Annotated in this window: 15 protein-coding genes; 8 read left to right on the forward strand and 7 right to left on the reverse strand. The window is 70.1% G+C overall.

The window, feature by feature from the left end; genetic code table 11:
• Window positions 1–51 precede the first annotated feature (51 nt).
• Window positions 52–294: a hypothetical protein gene (locus RUH65_RS11740; RefSeq protein ID WP_313817618.1), complete on the reverse strand. Its 243-nt coding sequence runs from the start codon at window positions 292–294 to the stop codon at window positions 52–54.
• A gap of 12 nt (window positions 295–306) precedes the next feature.
• Window positions 307–1695, reverse strand: a complete 1389-nt coding sequence (gene glmM / locus RUH65_RS11745) for a phosphoglucosamine mutase (protein WP_313817620.1) — start codon at window positions 1693–1695, stop codon at window positions 307–309.
• Between the two features lie 332 nt (window positions 1696–2027).
• On the opposite strand from glmM, the gene RUH65_RS11750 reads away from it, so the two are divergent.
• The 5 genes from RUH65_RS11750 to RUH65_RS11770 all read left to right on the forward strand — a co-directional run bounded on the left by RUH65_RS11750 (window position 2028) and on the right by RUH65_RS11770 (window position 6122).
• Window positions 2028–2642: an alternate-type signal peptide domain-containing protein gene (locus tag RUH65_RS11750; RefSeq protein ID WP_313817621.1), complete on the forward strand. Its 615-nt coding sequence runs from the start codon at window positions 2028–2030 to the stop codon at window positions 2640–2642.
• A gap of 64 nt (window positions 2643–2706) precedes the next feature.
• Window positions 2707–3279 carry a SipW-dependent-type signal peptide-containing protein gene (locus RUH65_RS11755; RefSeq protein WP_313817623.1) on the forward strand — a complete coding sequence of 191 codons (573 nt, stop codon included), beginning with the start codon at window positions 2707–2709 and terminating at the stop codon, window positions 3277–3279.
• Window position 3280: 1 nt separating this feature from the next.
• Entirely contained in the window at window positions 3281–4663 is a 1383-nt protein-coding gene (locus tag RUH65_RS11760) for a hypothetical protein (RefSeq protein WP_313817625.1), read from the forward strand.
• On the forward strand, window positions 4660–5556 hold the full coding sequence (locus RUH65_RS11765) for a hypothetical protein (RefSeq protein ID WP_313817627.1): 897 nt from the start codon (window positions 4660–4662) through the stop codon (window positions 5554–5556). The genes RUH65_RS11760 and RUH65_RS11765 overlap by 4 nt, the downstream gene beginning before the upstream one ends.
• Entirely contained in the window at window positions 5553–6122 is a 570-nt protein-coding gene (locus RUH65_RS11770) for a signal peptidase I (protein WP_313817629.1), read from the forward strand. The genes RUH65_RS11765 and RUH65_RS11770 overlap by 4 nt, the downstream gene beginning before the upstream one ends.
• A gap of 3 nt (window positions 6123–6125) precedes the next feature.
• Here the strand turns inward: RUH65_RS11770 and RUH65_RS11775 are convergent, their stop codons facing one another.
• From RUH65_RS11775 to RUH65_RS11795, 5 genes are read right to left on the reverse strand one after another with little or no spacing between them, the layout of a single operon-like run.
• Window positions 6126–6875, reverse strand: coding sequence for a sulfite exporter TauE/SafE family protein (locus RUH65_RS11775; RefSeq protein WP_313817631.1), 750 nt, complete (start codon window positions 6873–6875; stop codon window positions 6126–6128).
• On the reverse strand, window positions 6872–8263 hold the full coding sequence (locus RUH65_RS11780) for an NAD(P)/FAD-dependent oxidoreductase (RefSeq protein ID WP_313817632.1): 1392 nt from the start codon (window positions 8261–8263) through the stop codon (window positions 6872–6874). The genes RUH65_RS11775 and RUH65_RS11780 overlap by 4 nt, the downstream gene beginning before the upstream one ends.
• Window positions 8253–8984 carry a class I SAM-dependent methyltransferase gene (locus RUH65_RS11785; RefSeq protein WP_313817634.1) on the reverse strand — a complete coding sequence of 244 codons (732 nt, stop codon included), beginning with the start codon at window positions 8982–8984 and terminating at the stop codon, window positions 8253–8255. The genes RUH65_RS11780 and RUH65_RS11785 overlap by 11 nt, the downstream gene beginning before the upstream one ends.
• A gap of 8 nt (window positions 8985–8992) precedes the next feature.
• Window positions 8993–10204 (reverse strand): type III polyketide synthase, encoded by a 1212-nt coding sequence (locus tag RUH65_RS11790; protein WP_313817635.1) that lies wholly within the window; start codon window positions 10202–10204, stop codon window positions 8993–8995.
• 38 nt (window positions 10205–10242) lie between these two features.
• Window positions 10243–12627, reverse strand: coding sequence for a LuxR C-terminal-related transcriptional regulator (locus RUH65_RS11795; protein WP_313817636.1), 2385 nt, complete (start codon window positions 12625–12627; stop codon window positions 10243–10245).
• 193 nt (window positions 12628–12820) lie between these two features.
• Between RUH65_RS11795 and RUH65_RS11800 the strand changes: the two genes are divergently transcribed.
• The 3 genes from RUH65_RS11800 to RUH65_RS11810 all read left to right on the forward strand — a co-directional run bounded on the left by RUH65_RS11800 (window position 12821) and on the right by RUH65_RS11810 (window position 16066).
• Window positions 12821–14332 (forward strand): amino acid ABC transporter substrate-binding protein/permease, encoded by a 1512-nt coding sequence (locus RUH65_RS11800; protein ID WP_396180139.1) that lies wholly within the window; start codon window positions 12821–12823, stop codon window positions 14330–14332.
• On the forward strand, window positions 14329–15129 hold the full coding sequence (locus RUH65_RS11805) for an amino acid ABC transporter ATP-binding protein (RefSeq protein ID WP_396180141.1): 801 nt from the start codon (window positions 14329–14331) through the stop codon (window positions 15127–15129). The genes RUH65_RS11800 and RUH65_RS11805 overlap by 4 nt, the downstream gene beginning before the upstream one ends.
• 109 nt (window positions 15130–15238) lie before the next feature.
• Window positions 15239–16066 (forward strand): AraC family transcriptional regulator, encoded by an 828-nt coding sequence (locus tag RUH65_RS11810; RefSeq protein ID WP_313817637.1) that lies wholly within the window; start codon window positions 15239–15241, stop codon window positions 16064–16066.

Here is a 16066-nt window from a genome sequence, read left to right on the forward strand (position 1 = left end):
GCGGGTCGGCGTCGTTCTGGGCGTTGTTCGGGTGACGTGCACCCTCGGCGGTCACGGTCCGATGCACGGCGCCCAGGAGTTGGGCGGGTCCTCGCAGACCGGCAAGCTCATGGAGAAACTGACGAGTGCCACCAGCACCGCCGTGGCGACTGCACACAGGAGGAAGACCACCCACTTGCTGATCGGCGACACATCCTCGGCGGGGTCGGTCTCCGCCGGATCGATCTCCGCCGGGTCGGGCTCGGCCGAATCTGGCGCAGCCGGATCATCCTCAGCCGGGCGTTCCTCGGTCACACTCAGACCGGGTCAGCGGAGAGCGCGAGCTCGCGCTCGACCGAGCGGTCGACGAGCGAGTAGCCGTTCCGCGCGCTCGACCACCGTGGCCAGGTCCTCGGCCTCGCGGCGGGCCTGCTCCTCATCGGAGGCCTCCACCATCACGCGGACCACGGGCTCGGTCCCGGAGGGACGCAGCAGCACCCGGCCGGTCTCGCCCAGGCGGGCCTCGGCGTCGGCCACGGCGGCCTGGACCTCTGCGTCCTCGCCCGCGCGGTCCCGGTCCACATCCTTGACGTTGATGAGCACCTGCGGGAGGCGTTCCATCACGCCGGCCAGCTCGGCCAGAGTCTGGCCGCTCTCGGCCATCCGGGCGCCGAGTTGCAGGCCGGTCAACACGCCGTCGCCGGTGGTGGCGTAGTCGGAGAAGATCACGTGGCCGGACTGCTCGCCGCCCAGGGAGTAGCTGCCGTGCTTCATGCCGGCGAGAACGTACCGGTCCCCTACCTTGGTCTCCACCAGGCGCACGCCCTCGCGCTGCATGGCCAGCTTCAGGCCGAGGTTGCTCATCACGGTCACCACGAGGGTGTCCTCCTTGAGGCGGCCGCCCTCCTTGAGGGCCACCGCGAGGATTCCCATGATCTGGTCCCCGTCCACCACCGTGCCGGTGGCGTCCACGGCCAGGCACCGGTCGGCGTCGCCGTCGTGGGCGATGCCGAAGTCCGCCCCGGTCTCCACCACCTTGGCTTGGAGCTTCTCCAGGTGCGTGGAGCCGTAGCCGTCATTGATGTTGATGCCGTCGGGGTCCGCCCCGATCACCACCACGTCGGCGCCGGCGGCCTTGAAGACCTCCGGCGAGCATCCGGCGGCGGCACCGTGGGCGCAGTCGAGTACGACCTTCAGTCCGTCGAGGCGGTGCGGCAAGGTCTTGAGCAGGTGCAGAATGTAGCGGTCCTCGGCGTCCGCGAAGCGCTGGATGCGCCCGACGTCGGCACCGGTCGGCCGGTGCGGTGCCTCGTTCATCTGCCGCTGGATGGCGTCCTCCTGCTCATCGGTGAGCTTCTCGCCACCGCGCGCCAGGAACTTGATGCCGTTGTCCGGGGCCGGGTTGTGGGAAGCGGAGATCATCACGCCGAAATCCGCGTCCAGATCGTCCACCAGGAAGGCGGCGGCCGGGGTGGGGAGCACTCCGGCGTCGTAGACGTCCACGCCAGCGCTGGCCAGGCCGGCCGAGACCGCGGAGATGATGAACTCGCCGCTGATGCGGGGGTCACGGGCCACCACGGCGACCGGGCGGCGCCCGTGGGTCTCCTGGTGCCCCAGCACCACGGCGGCGGACTGGGCCAGCTGGATCGACAGTTCGACGGTCAGGATCCCATTGGCCAGGCCACGGACGCCGTCGGTTCCGAATAATCTGCTCATCATCGAGGATTCTATGCCCGCGCGCCTTGTTTGCGTTGCAGCACGCCGTGGCGGGGCCGGCTACGGGCGACCCCGGTGCCTTGTCCATCGTTCACGGACCCCTCGTAACATCTCCAGAAGTTGACGAGTCAACCCATCTCACGGTGTATACGTCAGCACCTGAGGTTGGTAACGTTCGTAGAGGCAGACATCAGTGACCGCGGATCGTGGGTCCTCAGGGACTCGCACCATGGACGGAGATCGATGCCGTTGTTTCCGGGGGGAAAACAACAGTGGGATGACAGCTGTCGGTTGAGTACCCCGCGTCCGACCCTGCTTAAGGAGAACCACTGATGAAGAAAACGACCAAGGGCACGATTGCTGCTGGCGCGGCAGTCGTCCTCCTCCTCGGAACCGGCGGGACGCTCGCCTTCTGGAACAGCACCGTGGACACCGGCGAACCCACCACCATCACGGCCGGCAATCTGGCACTGACGCAGACCGGCACCCCCGCTTGGACGATCGCTCACACCGATGGAACGGCGACTCCCGTCGCTGACATCTCTGCCGTGCGCATCGTGCCGGGAGACACCCTCGTCTTCAGCGCCGACTACCAGATCGCCGCCCAGGGCCAGAACCTCGCGTTCGAGGCGACCGTCGCGGAGGGGGCCATCACCGCCGTTGACGGGGCCGATGCCGCCGACGCTGCCCTAGCAGGGCAGCTCGCCCAGTCCGCCGCCTTCACGATCAACGGTGAGGCCGGACCGACCGCCACGATCGGTCACAACAGCAATGCCGAGGGCTTGTACGACGTCACCATCGATGTGGATCTGGACTGGCCGTTCGGCGCCGCTGGTTCGCCGGACGTGGACAACCCCGCCAAGACCGGCCAGGTGGATCTGTCCGCGTTCGCCGTCTCCGTGACCCAGGTGGACGGGGCGGCGGCCGCGGCCGACGGCACCCCCTGAGAACGGAGGGTGGTCGGCACCGCGCACCGTTGCGATGCCGACCACCCGCCCGTCAAGGACCACCGTGAGTGCTCGCCACCGCCAGCTTCAGCCGCGCCGTCCTGAGCGCGCCCGAACGCTGGGATGGACAGGCTTCCTCGTGGCCGGCGCCACGCTAGTGGGGTTGTCCTGCGCAGGCGGAACGTATGCGCTGCTCAGCGCCACGGAAGAGGTTCCCGAGGCCACCATTACGGCGGGCACGCTCGACCTGCGTGTCAATGGTTCGTCATCAGCTGCACTGGGAACCTGGACCGTCACCCCGACCACGCCAGTGGCCCGCGCGTTCACCGTGAGCAGTGCCAGCGACGTCCCGTCCACCCTGTCTGCGAGCGCCAGGGCCACCACCAGCCAGGCCATCATCGGGAACACCCAATTGCGGATCACGCCGGTGGCCTCCGCGGCGGCGTGCACGGTAGGCCTGTCCGGTCCCTTAGGCGATGTGAACGGCTATTCAGTGTCATCACTCGGCCGCCTCGCCGAGACACAGACGAGGACGTTCTGTCTTGAGGTGCGGCTGAAGGCGGGCACCCCGGTCACACAGAGTGGCCAGGGAGTGGGTTTTGCCCTTGAGGTCACGGCAACACAGGAAGCGAACTGACATGCGGACCATGCGCGCCATGCACGCCGGAGCAGCGGCGTTCATCGCCGGTGTGCTGGCGTTGGCACTCATCGCCGGGGGTGGAGCGGCATGGGCTCATTGGACGGCCACCGCTCAGGGCTCTGGGCAGGTTTCCACACCTTCCGTGCGCATCTCCCAGACAGACTTCCCGGCGCTGGGAGCGACCTACATCAACACCCACGCCCGGTTGAGCAACACCGGGTCCTTCACGATCACCAACAACGGATCCGTGGCGGGGGTGGCCTCGAGCCGGATCACGGCGCCGGGAACCATCGCCCCGCAGATGCCGCTGCGGATCTGGCCCGTGAGTTCTCCCGGTGCGTGCACCGCATCGACGGCTGTTCCCGCCGCGGCAACCACGGGAACCTGGGCCGCCGCCGCGGTCGAGGGAACGACCCTGGCAGCCGGTGGATCGCAGACATTCTGTGTGCGCACCGAGATCCCCATCTTCCAACGCAGCGCGTTGGCATCCTCCACCGGCACCACCACGGTGGCCGGCACCCTCAACGTCTCGCTCACGGCCACGGGCACCGGATGGACCGCCACTGCGCCGGCCGTCCAGGCGGCACAGGCGACACAGGCCATCTATCCCCTGGACAGCGGGGCCAACGTCCTGGCGCGGCCCGCCGATTCGCGTTGGTACTCCTTCCGCAATGCCGGCACCGGCAGCACCTGCTTGGACGTGAGCGGCAACGGAGGAGCCGGCTCACTGGCCATCGCGTGGCAGTGCCTCCAGAGTGGCACCACCCACCCGCAGGCCAACCAATTCTGGCAGGTCATACCGGTCACCCCCTCCGACCCCTCGATCGTCACCCTGCGTCCACGCCACGCTCCGACGACACGGCTGGCAGTCGACACGAGCGGCCGCCAGGTCACGGCGGCGGCTAACCCCTCGCTGGCCACTCAGCAGTGGATCGTGCAGCGAATGTCCACTGCGGACGTCGCCACCGCCCAGTTCGTCTCCGCCGTAGACGGCCGCTGCCTCGCGCTGCCCTCTACAGCCAGCGGCAACGCCGTGACAACCCGGGACTGCACCGATCCGTCCACGGTCCTTGTGACGCCCGTCCGGTCTCGTCTTGGCTTTCGCCCGGCTGGCATGCTCACGAACCATGTCCTCATCGTCGGTCCCAGGGCTATGGGCGCCCCTCTCACCTTGCAGAGACGGTCCAGTGCCGGCGTGTGGAATTCTGTCGCAACCGGGATTCCCCTCAATCAACCCAACGAGTTGCAGTTCTCCGCCGCTGCGCTCTCCACGGGAACCAATACGATGCGCCTCACCTTCGCTGACGGTACGGTCGCCTACGAGTTCGTCCTCGCCGTGTCCAATTCAGGTACCGTCACGCCAACTTCGGGGTTCGGGTGAGTATGCCCTTGGCTCCACCGCAGCGCACGCTCCTGGCCTCGTCCATGCTGCTCAACGCATTCCTCATCGTCGCTTCCCCTGCACTCACCCCGCCGGTCCCGGTCGCGGCAGGCGTGAATACTGCGGGGGCCGCCGACCATCTGCTCGTCTCCCACAATGGCCATACCTACACTCCCGGCAGTGACGCCAATCTGTTCGCCGATGCCGGGCGAGTGGTGCCCGGCGATGTCACCACGGAGCGCCTCTGGATGCGCAATGCTGCGCCCGAGCCTGGAACGCTACGCCTGTACCTCGTCAATGTGGCGACCGACGACCTGGACCTGGCCCAGAACACTGAGATCACCCTCACCGATGGGGCGGGAACAGAGCTCGGCAAGTCCACCCTTGGTCAGGCACTCTCTGCAGGCGGTTGCACCCGGCTCACGGACGATGTGCTCGTGGCTCCGGACGAAACGGTACCCCTTGACATCGCCCTGGCGCAGGATCCGTCCCTGGGGTCTGAACGCGGTGATGACGGACGTGAGGGAACACTGGGAAGCGTGCAGTTCCAGGTCCGTGCCACCCTCTCGGACGCCCAGGCCGGCAGTGGCGAGGACGATGACTGCCCCCGTCCTCTAGAACCGCCAACACCGGACAGGCCCGAGCTCGGCGGTGGCCAGCCATCCGAGGGCGATGGTCGGCCATCCGACGGCGAGGACGGTACCCAAGGCGCCGACCCGGACCTCGATCATGACGGCCACGGCCAGCAACCTTCCGAGGGGCAGTCTCAGCGTGACGACCTGTCCTTCACCGGCAGTCAGTTCAGCGCTCCCGCATTGGTCCTGGGGGCCGTGCTGGTCGGCGGTGGCCTGGCGGCCTTCCTGCTCTCCCGGCGCGAGCAGGGCCAGGGATGATCACCACGCCCGAGACCCGCGAGAGCTCGGGACTGGCCGGCGTCCTCCGGGCCGTGGGCACCGGCCTCATGACCGGCCTGCTCTGCGTGATCGTCCTGATCGGGGCAGCCGCCATCGTGGTCCCTGCCGTGACCGGCTCCACCGCGCTGACCGTCATGACCTCCTCCATGGAGCCCGCGTATCCGGCTGGCACGCTCGTCGTCGTGCGGCCCAAAGAGGTCAACGAGATCACACCGGGAGACGTCCTGACCTACCAGCTTCGCAGTGGCGACCCCACACTGGTGACCCACCGGGTGACGGAACAGCACCGCACCGCGGACGGCGGCTATCTCTTCGTCACGCAGGGGGACGCGAACCCCAGTCCGGACCCCGGCTTCGTCCGCGAGGTTCAGCTCCGCGGCACCGTCTGGTACGCCATCCCCTGGGTGGGCTGGGTGACCCAGGTCATCACCGGGGACGTCCGTGCGATCGTCATCCCCATCGTGGCGGGTGCACTCGGGACCTACGCGGTCTGGATGATCGTGGCCGGGCTGCGCGAGCGCGCACGGGATCGAGCCGCACGGTAGCCCTCAGGCCAGCATCAACAGTCCTCGGAAGACGGCCACGGCGCCGCCCAGCCCAGCCAACGTGATCGCCACCGTCCGCGCCGCTCCGAGCGAGACCTTCCCGGCGAGCCACCCGCCCACCCGGATGCCGGCCACCACGGTGACCACGACGATCGGGAACAGCCACCACGGCGGGAGCTGACTGACCGTGGTTGCACCGACCGCCAGCTTGGTTCCGACGGAGAAGATCCCCATGGTCATGAACGTGGGCTGCATGGTGGCGGCGAAGGAACGCTGGTCCCAACGGGCGAAACGGGAGTACATCACCATGGCCGGGGCGGCCACACCCGCGCTGGTATTGAGGAACCCACCCACCGCTCCGGCGGCCGCCGTCAGGAACGGCGAGCGGATCCGGGGCACGGACGGTGTCCCGAAGGTCAGGGCCAGGGCCACCAGCACCACCGCGCCGATGACGATGTTCAGCCACGCGGCATCGAGTTCCCGCACCATGAAGGCCGCCGGGATCGCACCGAGCAGGGCCATGGGCAGGAACAGCAGGTAGCGCTTCCAGTCCACGTCCCGGATCACGGCCAGCATGATGAGGAAGCCGGAGACCACCGTGGTCGAGTTCGTCACGAAGACCCCCAGCGCCGGGCCCATCAGCAGGGCCAGCACGGGGGCCACCACCAGTCCCACCCCGGTACCGGAGAGCCGTTGCAGGGCCGAGCCCACCAGGATGGCGGCGACCGCTGCGATCAGGATGCCGACGGTCACGGCTGGCCCGCCCAGCCCATGGTGTACAGCCGCGCCAGCCGGTGCCGCAGGGGTGTCGCCATGATGCCGCGGGCCAGGCCATCGCGACCGCGGCAGACGCTCGCGGGAAGGGGGCGCCCCAGCAGCATGTTGACCTCGGCCTGGCGGGCGGCGCGGAGCGCGGCACGTTGCCGGCTCCGCTCCCAGGCGGCGAACTCCGGCCGGTCCTCCAACGGACCCGACGCCGGCGCCCCGCGGCCCGCTCCCCCGGCCCCTCCGGCCACGTCAACTTTGCGGGCAGAAATGAGTACTTGTTTCTGCCCGCAAAGTGATGGGGTGTCTCGTGGTCCGCGCCGTGAGGGGAGGTCGGCCAGCACCGGCGAGAGGGCCAGTGCGTCCAGCCACCCCAGGGTCATCCCCTGGCCGCCGATCGGGCTGATGGCATGCGCCGCGTCCCCGATCAGCACCGTCCGTCCGGCCACCATGCGCCGGGCCAGTTGCCGGTACACGGAGAAGGACCGGACCATGGTGGCGGTCGCGGGATCGGGCAGTTCCGGTAGGGCTGACCGTTCCGGTGCATCCTGCGGCGCCCCTCCTGTCATCACCGTGTGCACTGTCCGGCGCTCGCCCTGGCGTTCGCGGAGCAGCGCCAGCAGATCCCCGGCGCGCTCGGGCCGTTGCTGCCGGCCGGTGTGCACCACCCAGCGGCGCTGTCCGCCGGGCAGCGGGAAGGACTCGATCACGCCGTCCCGGTGCAGTTGGATAACGGCGGTCGGCTCGGCACCGTGTCCGTAGGGTCCCGCACGGTCAGTGAAGTCGCCCATCAGGTAGCTGTCTCCCCAGTCCATCCGGTCCGTGCCGATACCCACCAGACGGCGCACCGTGCTGTGGGCGCCGTCGGCGGCCACGACCACATCGGCCGTCCAGACCTCATCGCCCGCGCCAGCCTCAGCGACACTCTCCCCCACCGGCCGCACGGACACGCGAACGGGGCCGCCGTCGTCGTTGCTGGGCTGGTCCAGTTCCACCACCTCCACGCCACGGTGCAACGCACCGGGGGCCAGTCGCTCCAGGTGCTCGGCGAGCAGCCGCTCGGTCCTGGACTGCGGCAGGGTCAGGACGAAGGGGCGCCGGGGGTGCGCTCGTTCGAAGGTCATCTCACCGAGGAGGCGGCCGTCCCCCTCACCGATCCCGCGGCGCACCGCCAGGCCCTCGGCCACGGCAGCCCGGTCCAGGCCCAGGACGGCGAGCGCGTCCAGGGCCGGCGGGTGCAGGCCGATGGCGCGCGAGTGCTCGCGCGGGCGCTCGCGGCGTTCCAGGACGGTCACCTCCTGGCCCCGCGCGGCCAGCAGCCCGGCCAGGAACAGGCCGACGGGGCCGGCGCCGACGATGAGGACCTCAGCGTGCATCCCACACCGCGAGGTTCCGCCAGGGCAGCTGCGTGTGCACCCGCCAGCCGGGGCGCAGCACGGCGGCGAGCTCCCCCGGGGTGTAGCTGCGGCGGATCGAGGCGAGCCCGTCGGGACGGATGAATGAGCCCGGGAACAGGGGGGTCGCCAGCCCGGCGCCGGCCGAGAAGAGGGCGTAGGCGGCGGGGCTGCGCCGGATGTCACTGTGGATGGCCCGGCGCACGGCCAGCCGCTCGGAGTCGGCCAGCAGCCCGTCCAGTTCCGCCGGCTCCAGATGGTGGAGCAGGTGGTTGGACACCACCACGTCATAGCGTTCGCCGGCGGCCACCAGGTCCCCGCTGACGGCCCGGCGGAAGGCCAGCCCCGGCACGGCGGGGCGCGCGGTCGCCCAGTCATGCGCCCGCGCGTCGGGATCAATGGCGGTGATGTTCACGCGGAAGCCGTCCCGGCGGGCCTGCCGTGCCACTGCGCGGGGCCGGTCCCCGCCGCCGGAGCCGATGTCCAGGACCGTGACGGTGCGGGCCGTCTCCAGCAGCGGACGGATCCAGCGCCGGTAGGTCAGCTGCCACCCGGCGACCACCGGGTTGACCACGCCGAAACCACGGTAGGTGCGGTGCAGGGCGTCCAGGTCGCAATCGGGACGATCCATCTGCTCCACGGTGGAGGGCCGGCGCTCGCGCAGGCTGAGGGCGGGCAGGCCGAGCGAGGACGGGCCCCTCACCGGCCGCCTCATCCCACCAACGTCATCAGGGCCGACTCCACCGTCAGGCCCGGCCCGAACGCCATGGCGCAGACGCGCTCGCCGTCCGTCCCGGACTCACCCGCGCGTTCCAGGATGCGCTGCAGGACGAACAGGACCGTGGCGCTGGACATGTTGCCGTAGTCCCGCAGGGTGTCCCGGGCCGGCTCGAGCTGGGCGTCGGTCAGCTCCAGCCGGGCCTGCACCTTGTCCAGGATGCTGCGCCCGCCCGGGTGGATGGCCCAGTGCTCCAGTTCCGCATAGGGGCGGGCGGCCAGCTCTGGCTCGGCAGCCAGCAGGGGCTCCAGCGCACCGGTGATGTGCTCGTCGATGATGTGCGGGACATAGGTGCCCAGGATCATCTCGAAGCCGTGATCGCCGATGTTCCACGCCATGGCCTCCTCCCCCACCGGCGTCAGCACCGTGGCGAAGCCGTCCAGGCGGAGGGCGGGGGTCCGGCCCGTGCCGGCGCCGCCCGCCGCCGCCCCCCCCCCCGCCGCCACACCCTCCGCATGCCCGGTCTTTCCGGCTTTCCCGGCCTCCCCCGTCACGATCGCCGCGCCCGCCCCATCCGAGAACAGCGAGGCCCCCACGATGGTGTCCTGGTCGTTGGCCACACGCACGTGCACGGTGCACAGCTCGGCACTGACCACCAGCACGACGGCGGCCGGGTCCGCCTCGCACAACGCCGCGGCCTCACGGAGGGCCGGGATGGCGGCATAGCAGCCCATGAATCCCAGATGGATGCGCTTGGTGGTGGCGGCCAGGCCGAGGCGGCGGACCAGCTGGTAGTCCGGGCCCGGGGAGAAGAACCCCGTGCAGGAGACGGTGATGACGTGGGTGACGTCCTCGGGGCCGAGGTCGGGGCAGCCGTCGAGCGCGCCCCGGGCGGCCCGCTCATAGAGATCGTTCGCGTGGTCGGTGAAGACCGTGTTGCGGACCCCGGTGCTGGGGTTGAGGATGTGGCCGGTCTCCGGGTCGAAGAAGATGCCTTCACCGCTGCCGGTGCCGCGGCCCCCGTCCTGCCATTCCTCCACGACCGTGTGCCGGCGTTCGATGCCCGAGGCGTTGAAGGCCGCGGTGACCAGCCGGGTGCCGAGCCGGCTCAGACCGGGCTGCGCGGCCAGCACGTCACGCACCTCCTCCTGCTGCAGCACGGTGGAGGGAACGGCGGTGTGCAGTGATCTGAGCAGGGCGGTCATGCCTCATTGTGTGGGGACGGAACCTCTGGGGACAACCGTCAGAGACCGAAGGTGCGAGCCTGCTCCACGGCCTCCGCCGCACTGGAGGCGCCGAGCTTGGCGTACAGGCTGCGGATCTGACCCTTGATGGTGTTCTCGGAGCGATAGGTGGACTCGGCGATCTCCCGGCGCGTCATCCCCGCCCGCAGGGATTGGAGCACCTCGCGCTCGCGCGAGGTCAGTGTCGGAGCCTCGCATTCCACCAGCGCCGGGCGGGTCAACCGCTGGAGCCGGACCAGGCCGGCGTCGTCCACCAGGCCCGCACGCCGGAAGACGGGCGTCCAGCCCAGCGCGTGGAAGAAGGAGAGATCCGCCAGTTCACCGTCCTGGTGGTGGATGGACGCCAAGTGCCGCACCACGGTCTCCGGCACCGTGGCCGGGGTGCACCGGGCCCGGGCGAGCACCCCGATGAGGGCCGACCGGTTCCGGTGCCGTTGACCGGTCCGCTCGGGCAGGCGCAAGGCGCGCAGGGCGGCATCCGGGTCCCCCTTCAACAGGCACCGCAGTGCCTCCAGGTCCGCCAGTTGCTGGCTCCGGTCCCAGCCGGGCACCACGGTGAGGTCCCCGGTGCTGATCCGCGCCGCGTGGAACGCCTCGCTGAGGATCCGCCCCGCCAAGGGTGATTGGACGGCGGCGGGCCGCTCCTGGCGCCAGCCGAGAACCCACCGAGCGGCCTCCGCACCGCGGCCCTCAGCGCTCGCGGTGTGCACCAGCAGGGCTGCATGGCTGGCCCAGAACTCGTCCGTGTCCAGGTCGGCTGGAAGGCGCTCCAGCACGGCATGTGCTGTCACGAGGTCCAGTTCGGTCAGGGCCAGATGTGCGCGCGCCACATCAGCCGCGAAGGCGACGACGTTGTGCGCCCACCGCACGGTGGACAGCGGTTCATCGACCTTGGCGACCCAGAAGCGGGCCCGGTCCGTGTTCCCCTGCTGGATGGACAGGAGGGCCAGCTTGCCGGCCACCTCGGCGATGAGCGGCTCGGCAGACCCCCGCAGGGCCCAGTGGAAGGCCTTCTCGTAGGCCGTCTTCGCCTCCGCCAGCCGATCCGCCAGGTGCAGGGAGATCCCGGCCTGCAGTCCCACGAAGCTGGCCATCACCGGGCGCACGGGCGCAGTGGACAGAGCGGCAGACAAGGCCGCGTTCAGCCGCACGGCGGCATCGGCGGACTCCGTGAACAGACCCACGCGGCGCAGGTAGGCGACTTCGATGGTCCCCAGGGTCAGGGCCTGGCGGTCCGGTGTGCGATACAGGCGTGTGGTGCCGGCGCGCAGGGCTTGCAAGGCCTCATCGCGGTGAACATCCGGCCGGTGGGCGGGCAACGTGAACGGCACGGTGTCCGGGTCGGTGGGGCTCAGGAGGCCGGGCAGGAATCCGGCCACGTCCACCCCGGCCACCCGCGCACGCGGAAAGCTGCTGACCGCGGAGGTCAGGGCCGGCTCGTTCCAGACGAAGAGGTCGGCCCAGTGCTCCAGCAGCAGGTCCTCCAGTCGGTTCCAGTCCCGCGCGAACACGGTCCGCTGGACGACGGCCTCGATGTGGCCCGTGGCCGCGAGCGCCTCGTCCACGGCCCGGTTGAGCTCGGCCACCCGATCGGGACGGCCCTCCTGCATCGCGTCCCGCAGGCAGTCCTGGACCAGCCACGGCATGAACCAGCCGCCGCTGCCGTCCCGGACCAAGAGGCCCAGTGACTCCAGATCCCGCGGGCTCGGCATCGCCCCGAAGCCCTGCGGCCGGAAGGCGTCGATGACCTCCTCGGTGAACTGCGGCAGGTACCCGGCCTGGGAGATGCTGCCGTCCGCATCCTGCGGGTGCAGCCACCGCATCAGCGCGGAGAACAGCGACTGCCGCGCCGTCTGCACCCCCAGCGGGTCCGCGAGAAGGATGGCGACCGGCAGGAACCAGCCGCCGGTCTTGAGGTGGATCCGGCGCGGGGTCAGCGGCAGCGGTGGCCGGCCGGGGTGATCCGCGGCGAGGGGAGTGCCCGAGGCGCGGTGTGCCGAGAGATCCGCGGCGAGCGAGAGGATCTCGCCCTCCGTCAGGAGCAGGTCCCGCGGGCCGGCGAGACGCGCCGGAAAGGCGGCGGCGAGGCGCCCCACGGGTGCCCCCTGATCGGCGACGACGGCGACCCGGCCGGCGGCGGGATCCTCCAGGAGTGCGCCCACCCGGCTGATGATCTCCTCCGTGTCCACCGCCTGGCCGTTCTGGACGGGCCACGGCAGGATCCGGTCCGGCCCACCCGCCCAGCCGTGGGCGAACCGCTGGGCCTCCGTCCCGGCCGGGGCGCGCACCACGAGGAGCCGCTCGCCGGCGTCGGGAGAGTCCCGGAAGCGCGGCAGGGCAGGGTGGGGCAGGGCATTGGGATCGGGCAGAGACAGCAGGGCCATGGGTGCGGGGGCCTCGTTGCGGACAGGTGCGGGCGGACAGGGGATCCAAGGATGGCACAGCTAACACGGAGTTGTCCCTGAGTGGCCGCCCGTCGCCGGTGAGGGCCGTCACGGCGAGAGTAGGCTACCCAACAGTCACCACTCCACCATTCGAAGGGACATCCTCGTGAGAGAGACCCGATTCAGGACCGCCGTGAGGACCCTCCTCGCGGCGTTCGCCACGTTGGGGGTGCTGCTGCTGGGCCTCGCCCCCGCAGCCACCGCCTCCGGGACGGAGGGCACGGCCGCAGCGCCGGCCCCTGCCGCCGGGACCGCGGTGGCAGGCACCTCTGTGGCCGGCGGAGCCGAGGCCGGCGGGACCGGCGAGACGTACGTCATCGGCACGGACACCACCTTCGCACCGTTCGAGTTCCGGGACGGCGGCGAGCTCGTCGGCATCGACATCGACCTGGTCAAGGCCATCGCCGAGGATCAGGGCTTCGAGGTGGAGTTCCGCTCCCTCGGCTTCAACGCCGCCCTGCAGGCCCTCTCCTCCGACCAGGTGGACGGCGTGATCGCCGGCATGGGCATCACCGAGGAACGCCAGGAGATCTACGACTTCTCCGACCCCTACTTCACCGCCGAACTGCAGTTGGCCGTCAACGGCACCAACGAGGAGGTGCAGGGCTGGGAGGACCTCGAGGGCGAGACCGTGGCCGTGAAGACCGGCTCGCAGTCCGAGGAGTACGCCAAATCCGTCCAGGACGAGTACGGCTTCGAGATCACCGCCCTGGACCAGACCACCACCATGGTCGAGTCCGTCAAGGCCGGCTCCGCCACCGCCTTGATGGACGACTACCCCGTGCTGGCCTACGGCATCACGCAGGGCTCCGGGCTGAAGACCGTCACCGACCCGGTGCCCGTGGGCGACTACGGCTTCGCCGTGAACAAGGACCAGAACGCCGAGCTGCTGCAGATGTTCAACACCGGCCTGGCCGAGTTGAAGGAGAGCGGCGAGTACCAGGAGATCCTGGACACCTACCTGGCCGAGGACGCGCAGACCGGCCCGGATGCCTCCTCCTTCTGGGGGCTGATCACCACCACGCTGCCCGCCCTGATGGTCGGCCTCGGCAACACCCTGCTGGTCACCGGCATCTCCTTCGCCCTGGCCATGGCCCTGGGCCTGATGTTCGGCTTCCTCAAGGTCTCCACCAACCCCGTGCTGCGCGGCATCGCCACGGTCTTCGTCAGCGTCTTCCGCGGCACCCCGATCCTCGTCTGGGCCTTCTTCTTCTACTTCGGCCTGCCGCAGCTGATCGGCACCGAGGTGAACATCTGGGTGGCCGGCGTGCTGACCCTGACCCTGAACGGCGCGGCCTACATCGCGGAGATCGTCCGCGGCGCCGTGCAGTCCGTGGACCCGGGCCAGATGGAGGCCTCCCGCTCCCTGGGCCTGGGCTATGGCAAGTCCATGCAGCGCGTGGTGCTGCCGCAGGCCTTCAAGATCATGACGCCCTCGCTGATCAACCAGCTGGTCATCATGCTCAAGGACTCCTCCCTGCTGCTGGCCATCGGCTTCGGCGAGCTGCTCTACCAGGCGCAGCAGATCTACGCGGCGAACTTCCGCGTCACCGAGGTGTTGCTGATCGTCGGCATCATCTACTTCGTGGCCATCACCCTGCTGACCCAGCTGGCCAACTTCGTGGATAGGAAGGTCAACACATGAGCACCCCGGCACCCGAGTCCCCGACCCCCGGCGCGCCCGTGACCGCCGGCAGCCGCACCATCGGCGAGCGCGTCATGGTGGACGTGACGGACCTGCACAAGTCCTTCGGGGACAACCACGTCCTCACCGGCATCACCGGCCAGATCCGCGAGCGCCAGGTGGTGTGCGTGATCGGCCCCTCCGGCTCCGGCAAGTCCACCTTCCTGCGCTGCCTGAACCGCCTCGAGGAGGCCACCAGCGGCACCGTGCAGGTCGGCGACTACGACCTCACGGACCCGAAGGTGGACATCAACCAGGTCCGCCGTCACATCGGCATGGTCTTCCAGCAGTTCAACCTGTTCCCGCACATGACCGTGGCCGAGAACATCATGCTGGCCCCCGTCGAACTCGGAAACCTGTCCAAGCCTGAGGCTCGGAAGCGCGCCGAGGAACTGTTGAACCGCGTGGGCCTGGCGGACAAGGCCGAGGCGCGGCCGGCGTCGTTGTCCGGCGGTCAGAAACAGCGCGTGGCGATCGCCCGCGCGCTGGCGATGAGCCCCAAGATCATGCTGTTCGACGAGGCCACCTCCGCCCTGGACCCCGAGATGGTGGGCGAGGTGCTGCAGGTCATCCGCGATCTGGCCGATGAGGGCATGACCATGGTGCTCGTGACGCACGAGATGGGCTTTGCCCGCGAGGTCGCCGACCGGGTGCTGTTCATGGACGGCGGGACGATCGTGGAGGCCGGCACCCCCTCCGAGATCTTCGATCACCCCCAGCAGCCGCGACTGCAGGAGTTCCTCTCCAAGGTCCTCTGACGGCAGGCCGGACACCACGCTTTGCGGGCAGAGATCAGTACTGATTTCTGCCCGCAAAGCGTTAAGAGCGAGTGATGAGGGGAGGGCGTTCCGGCGTAGGCTCGTCGACGTGTCCAGCACCGAGGCCCCCACCGCATCCCCGGCATCCAGCACGCCCACCGGCCCCTACCGGCGGATGCCCCTGCAGCCGGCCGGCTCCGTGCCGGTGGACTTCACCAGCGTGGGCATCGCCGAATCCCTGGACACCGCCACCCGCTGGCCGGACCACTCCCACACGGTGCATGAACTGCTCTGGAACGACGCCGGCCCCTCCACCCTGCGCGCCGGCCCGCGGACCTGGACGGTCACCCCGGCGATCGGGCTCTGGATGCCGGCCGGGACCGTGCACTCCGCCGAGGCCCCGGCGGGCACCGTGTACCGGGCCACGTACTTCTCCCTCGAGGTGGCCCGGGGGGCAGCCCGTGCTCTGCCCACCGAGCCGGTCTCCCTCCGCGTCACCGGTCTGCTGCGGGAGCTGCTGCTGCGGCTGGGCGAGGAGGGCCTGAACGAGCACTCACGCCGCCTGACCGACGCCATGGTGCTGGACGTGCTGGCCCCGGCACCGCATCAGTTCCTCGTCCACGAGCCCACCAGCGAACTCCTGCAGCCGATCGTGGCCGCCATCCTGGCCGACCCTGCCGATGCGCGCACCCTGGGTGACTGGTCGCGGCAGCTCAGGGTCAGCGAGCGCACCATCACGCGGGCGTTCCGGGCGGAGACCGGCTTGGGCTTCGCCCGCTGGGTCGGCTCCGTGCGGGTCCAGCGGGCCACCACCCTGCTGGCCGACGGGGAACCACTCGAGGACATCGCCGAGGCCATGGGCTACCGCAGCTCCAGCGCGTTCGGGGCGGCGTTCCGCACACTGACGGGCACCACGCCGAGCAGTCTGCGCCGCTGA

This window comes from Citricoccus sp. (genome assembly GCF_032154715.1).
GTDB lineage: Bacteria > Actinomycetota > Actinomycetes > Actinomycetales > Micrococcaceae > Citricoccus.

Excerpts from the sequence above, each read along its gene's own strand:
- RUH65_RS11780 (WP_313817632.1), bottom strand. The coding sequence starts at position 8,263 with ATGCACGCTGAGGTCCTCATCGTCGGCGCCGGCCCCGTCGGCCTGTTC.
- RUH65_RS11760 (WP_313817625.1), top strand. The coding sequence starts at position 3,281 with ATGCGGACCATGCGCGCCATGCACGCCGGAGCAGCGGCGTTCATCGCC.
- RUH65_RS11795 (WP_313817636.1), bottom strand. The coding sequence starts at position 12,627 with ATGGCCCTGCTGTCTCTGCCCGATCCCAATGCCCTGCCCCACCCTGCC.
- RUH65_RS11770 (WP_313817629.1), top strand. The coding sequence starts at position 5,553 with ATGATCACCACGCCCGAGACCCGCGAGAGCTCGGGACTGGCCGGCGTC.
- RUH65_RS11750 (WP_313817621.1), top strand. The coding sequence starts at position 2,028 with ATGAAGAAAACGACCAAGGGCACGATTGCTGCTGGCGCGGCAGTCGTC.
- RUH65_RS11790 (WP_313817635.1), bottom strand. The coding sequence starts at position 10,204 with ATGACCGCCCTGCTCAGATCACTGCACACCGCCGTTCCCTCCACCGTG.
- RUH65_RS11805 (WP_396180141.1), top strand. The coding sequence starts at position 14,329 with ATGAGCACCCCGGCACCCGAGTCCCCGACCCCCGGCGCGCCCGTGACC.
- glmM (WP_313817620.1), bottom strand. The coding sequence starts at position 1,695 with ATGAGCAGATTATTCGGAACCGACGGCGTCCGTGGCCTGGCCAATGGG.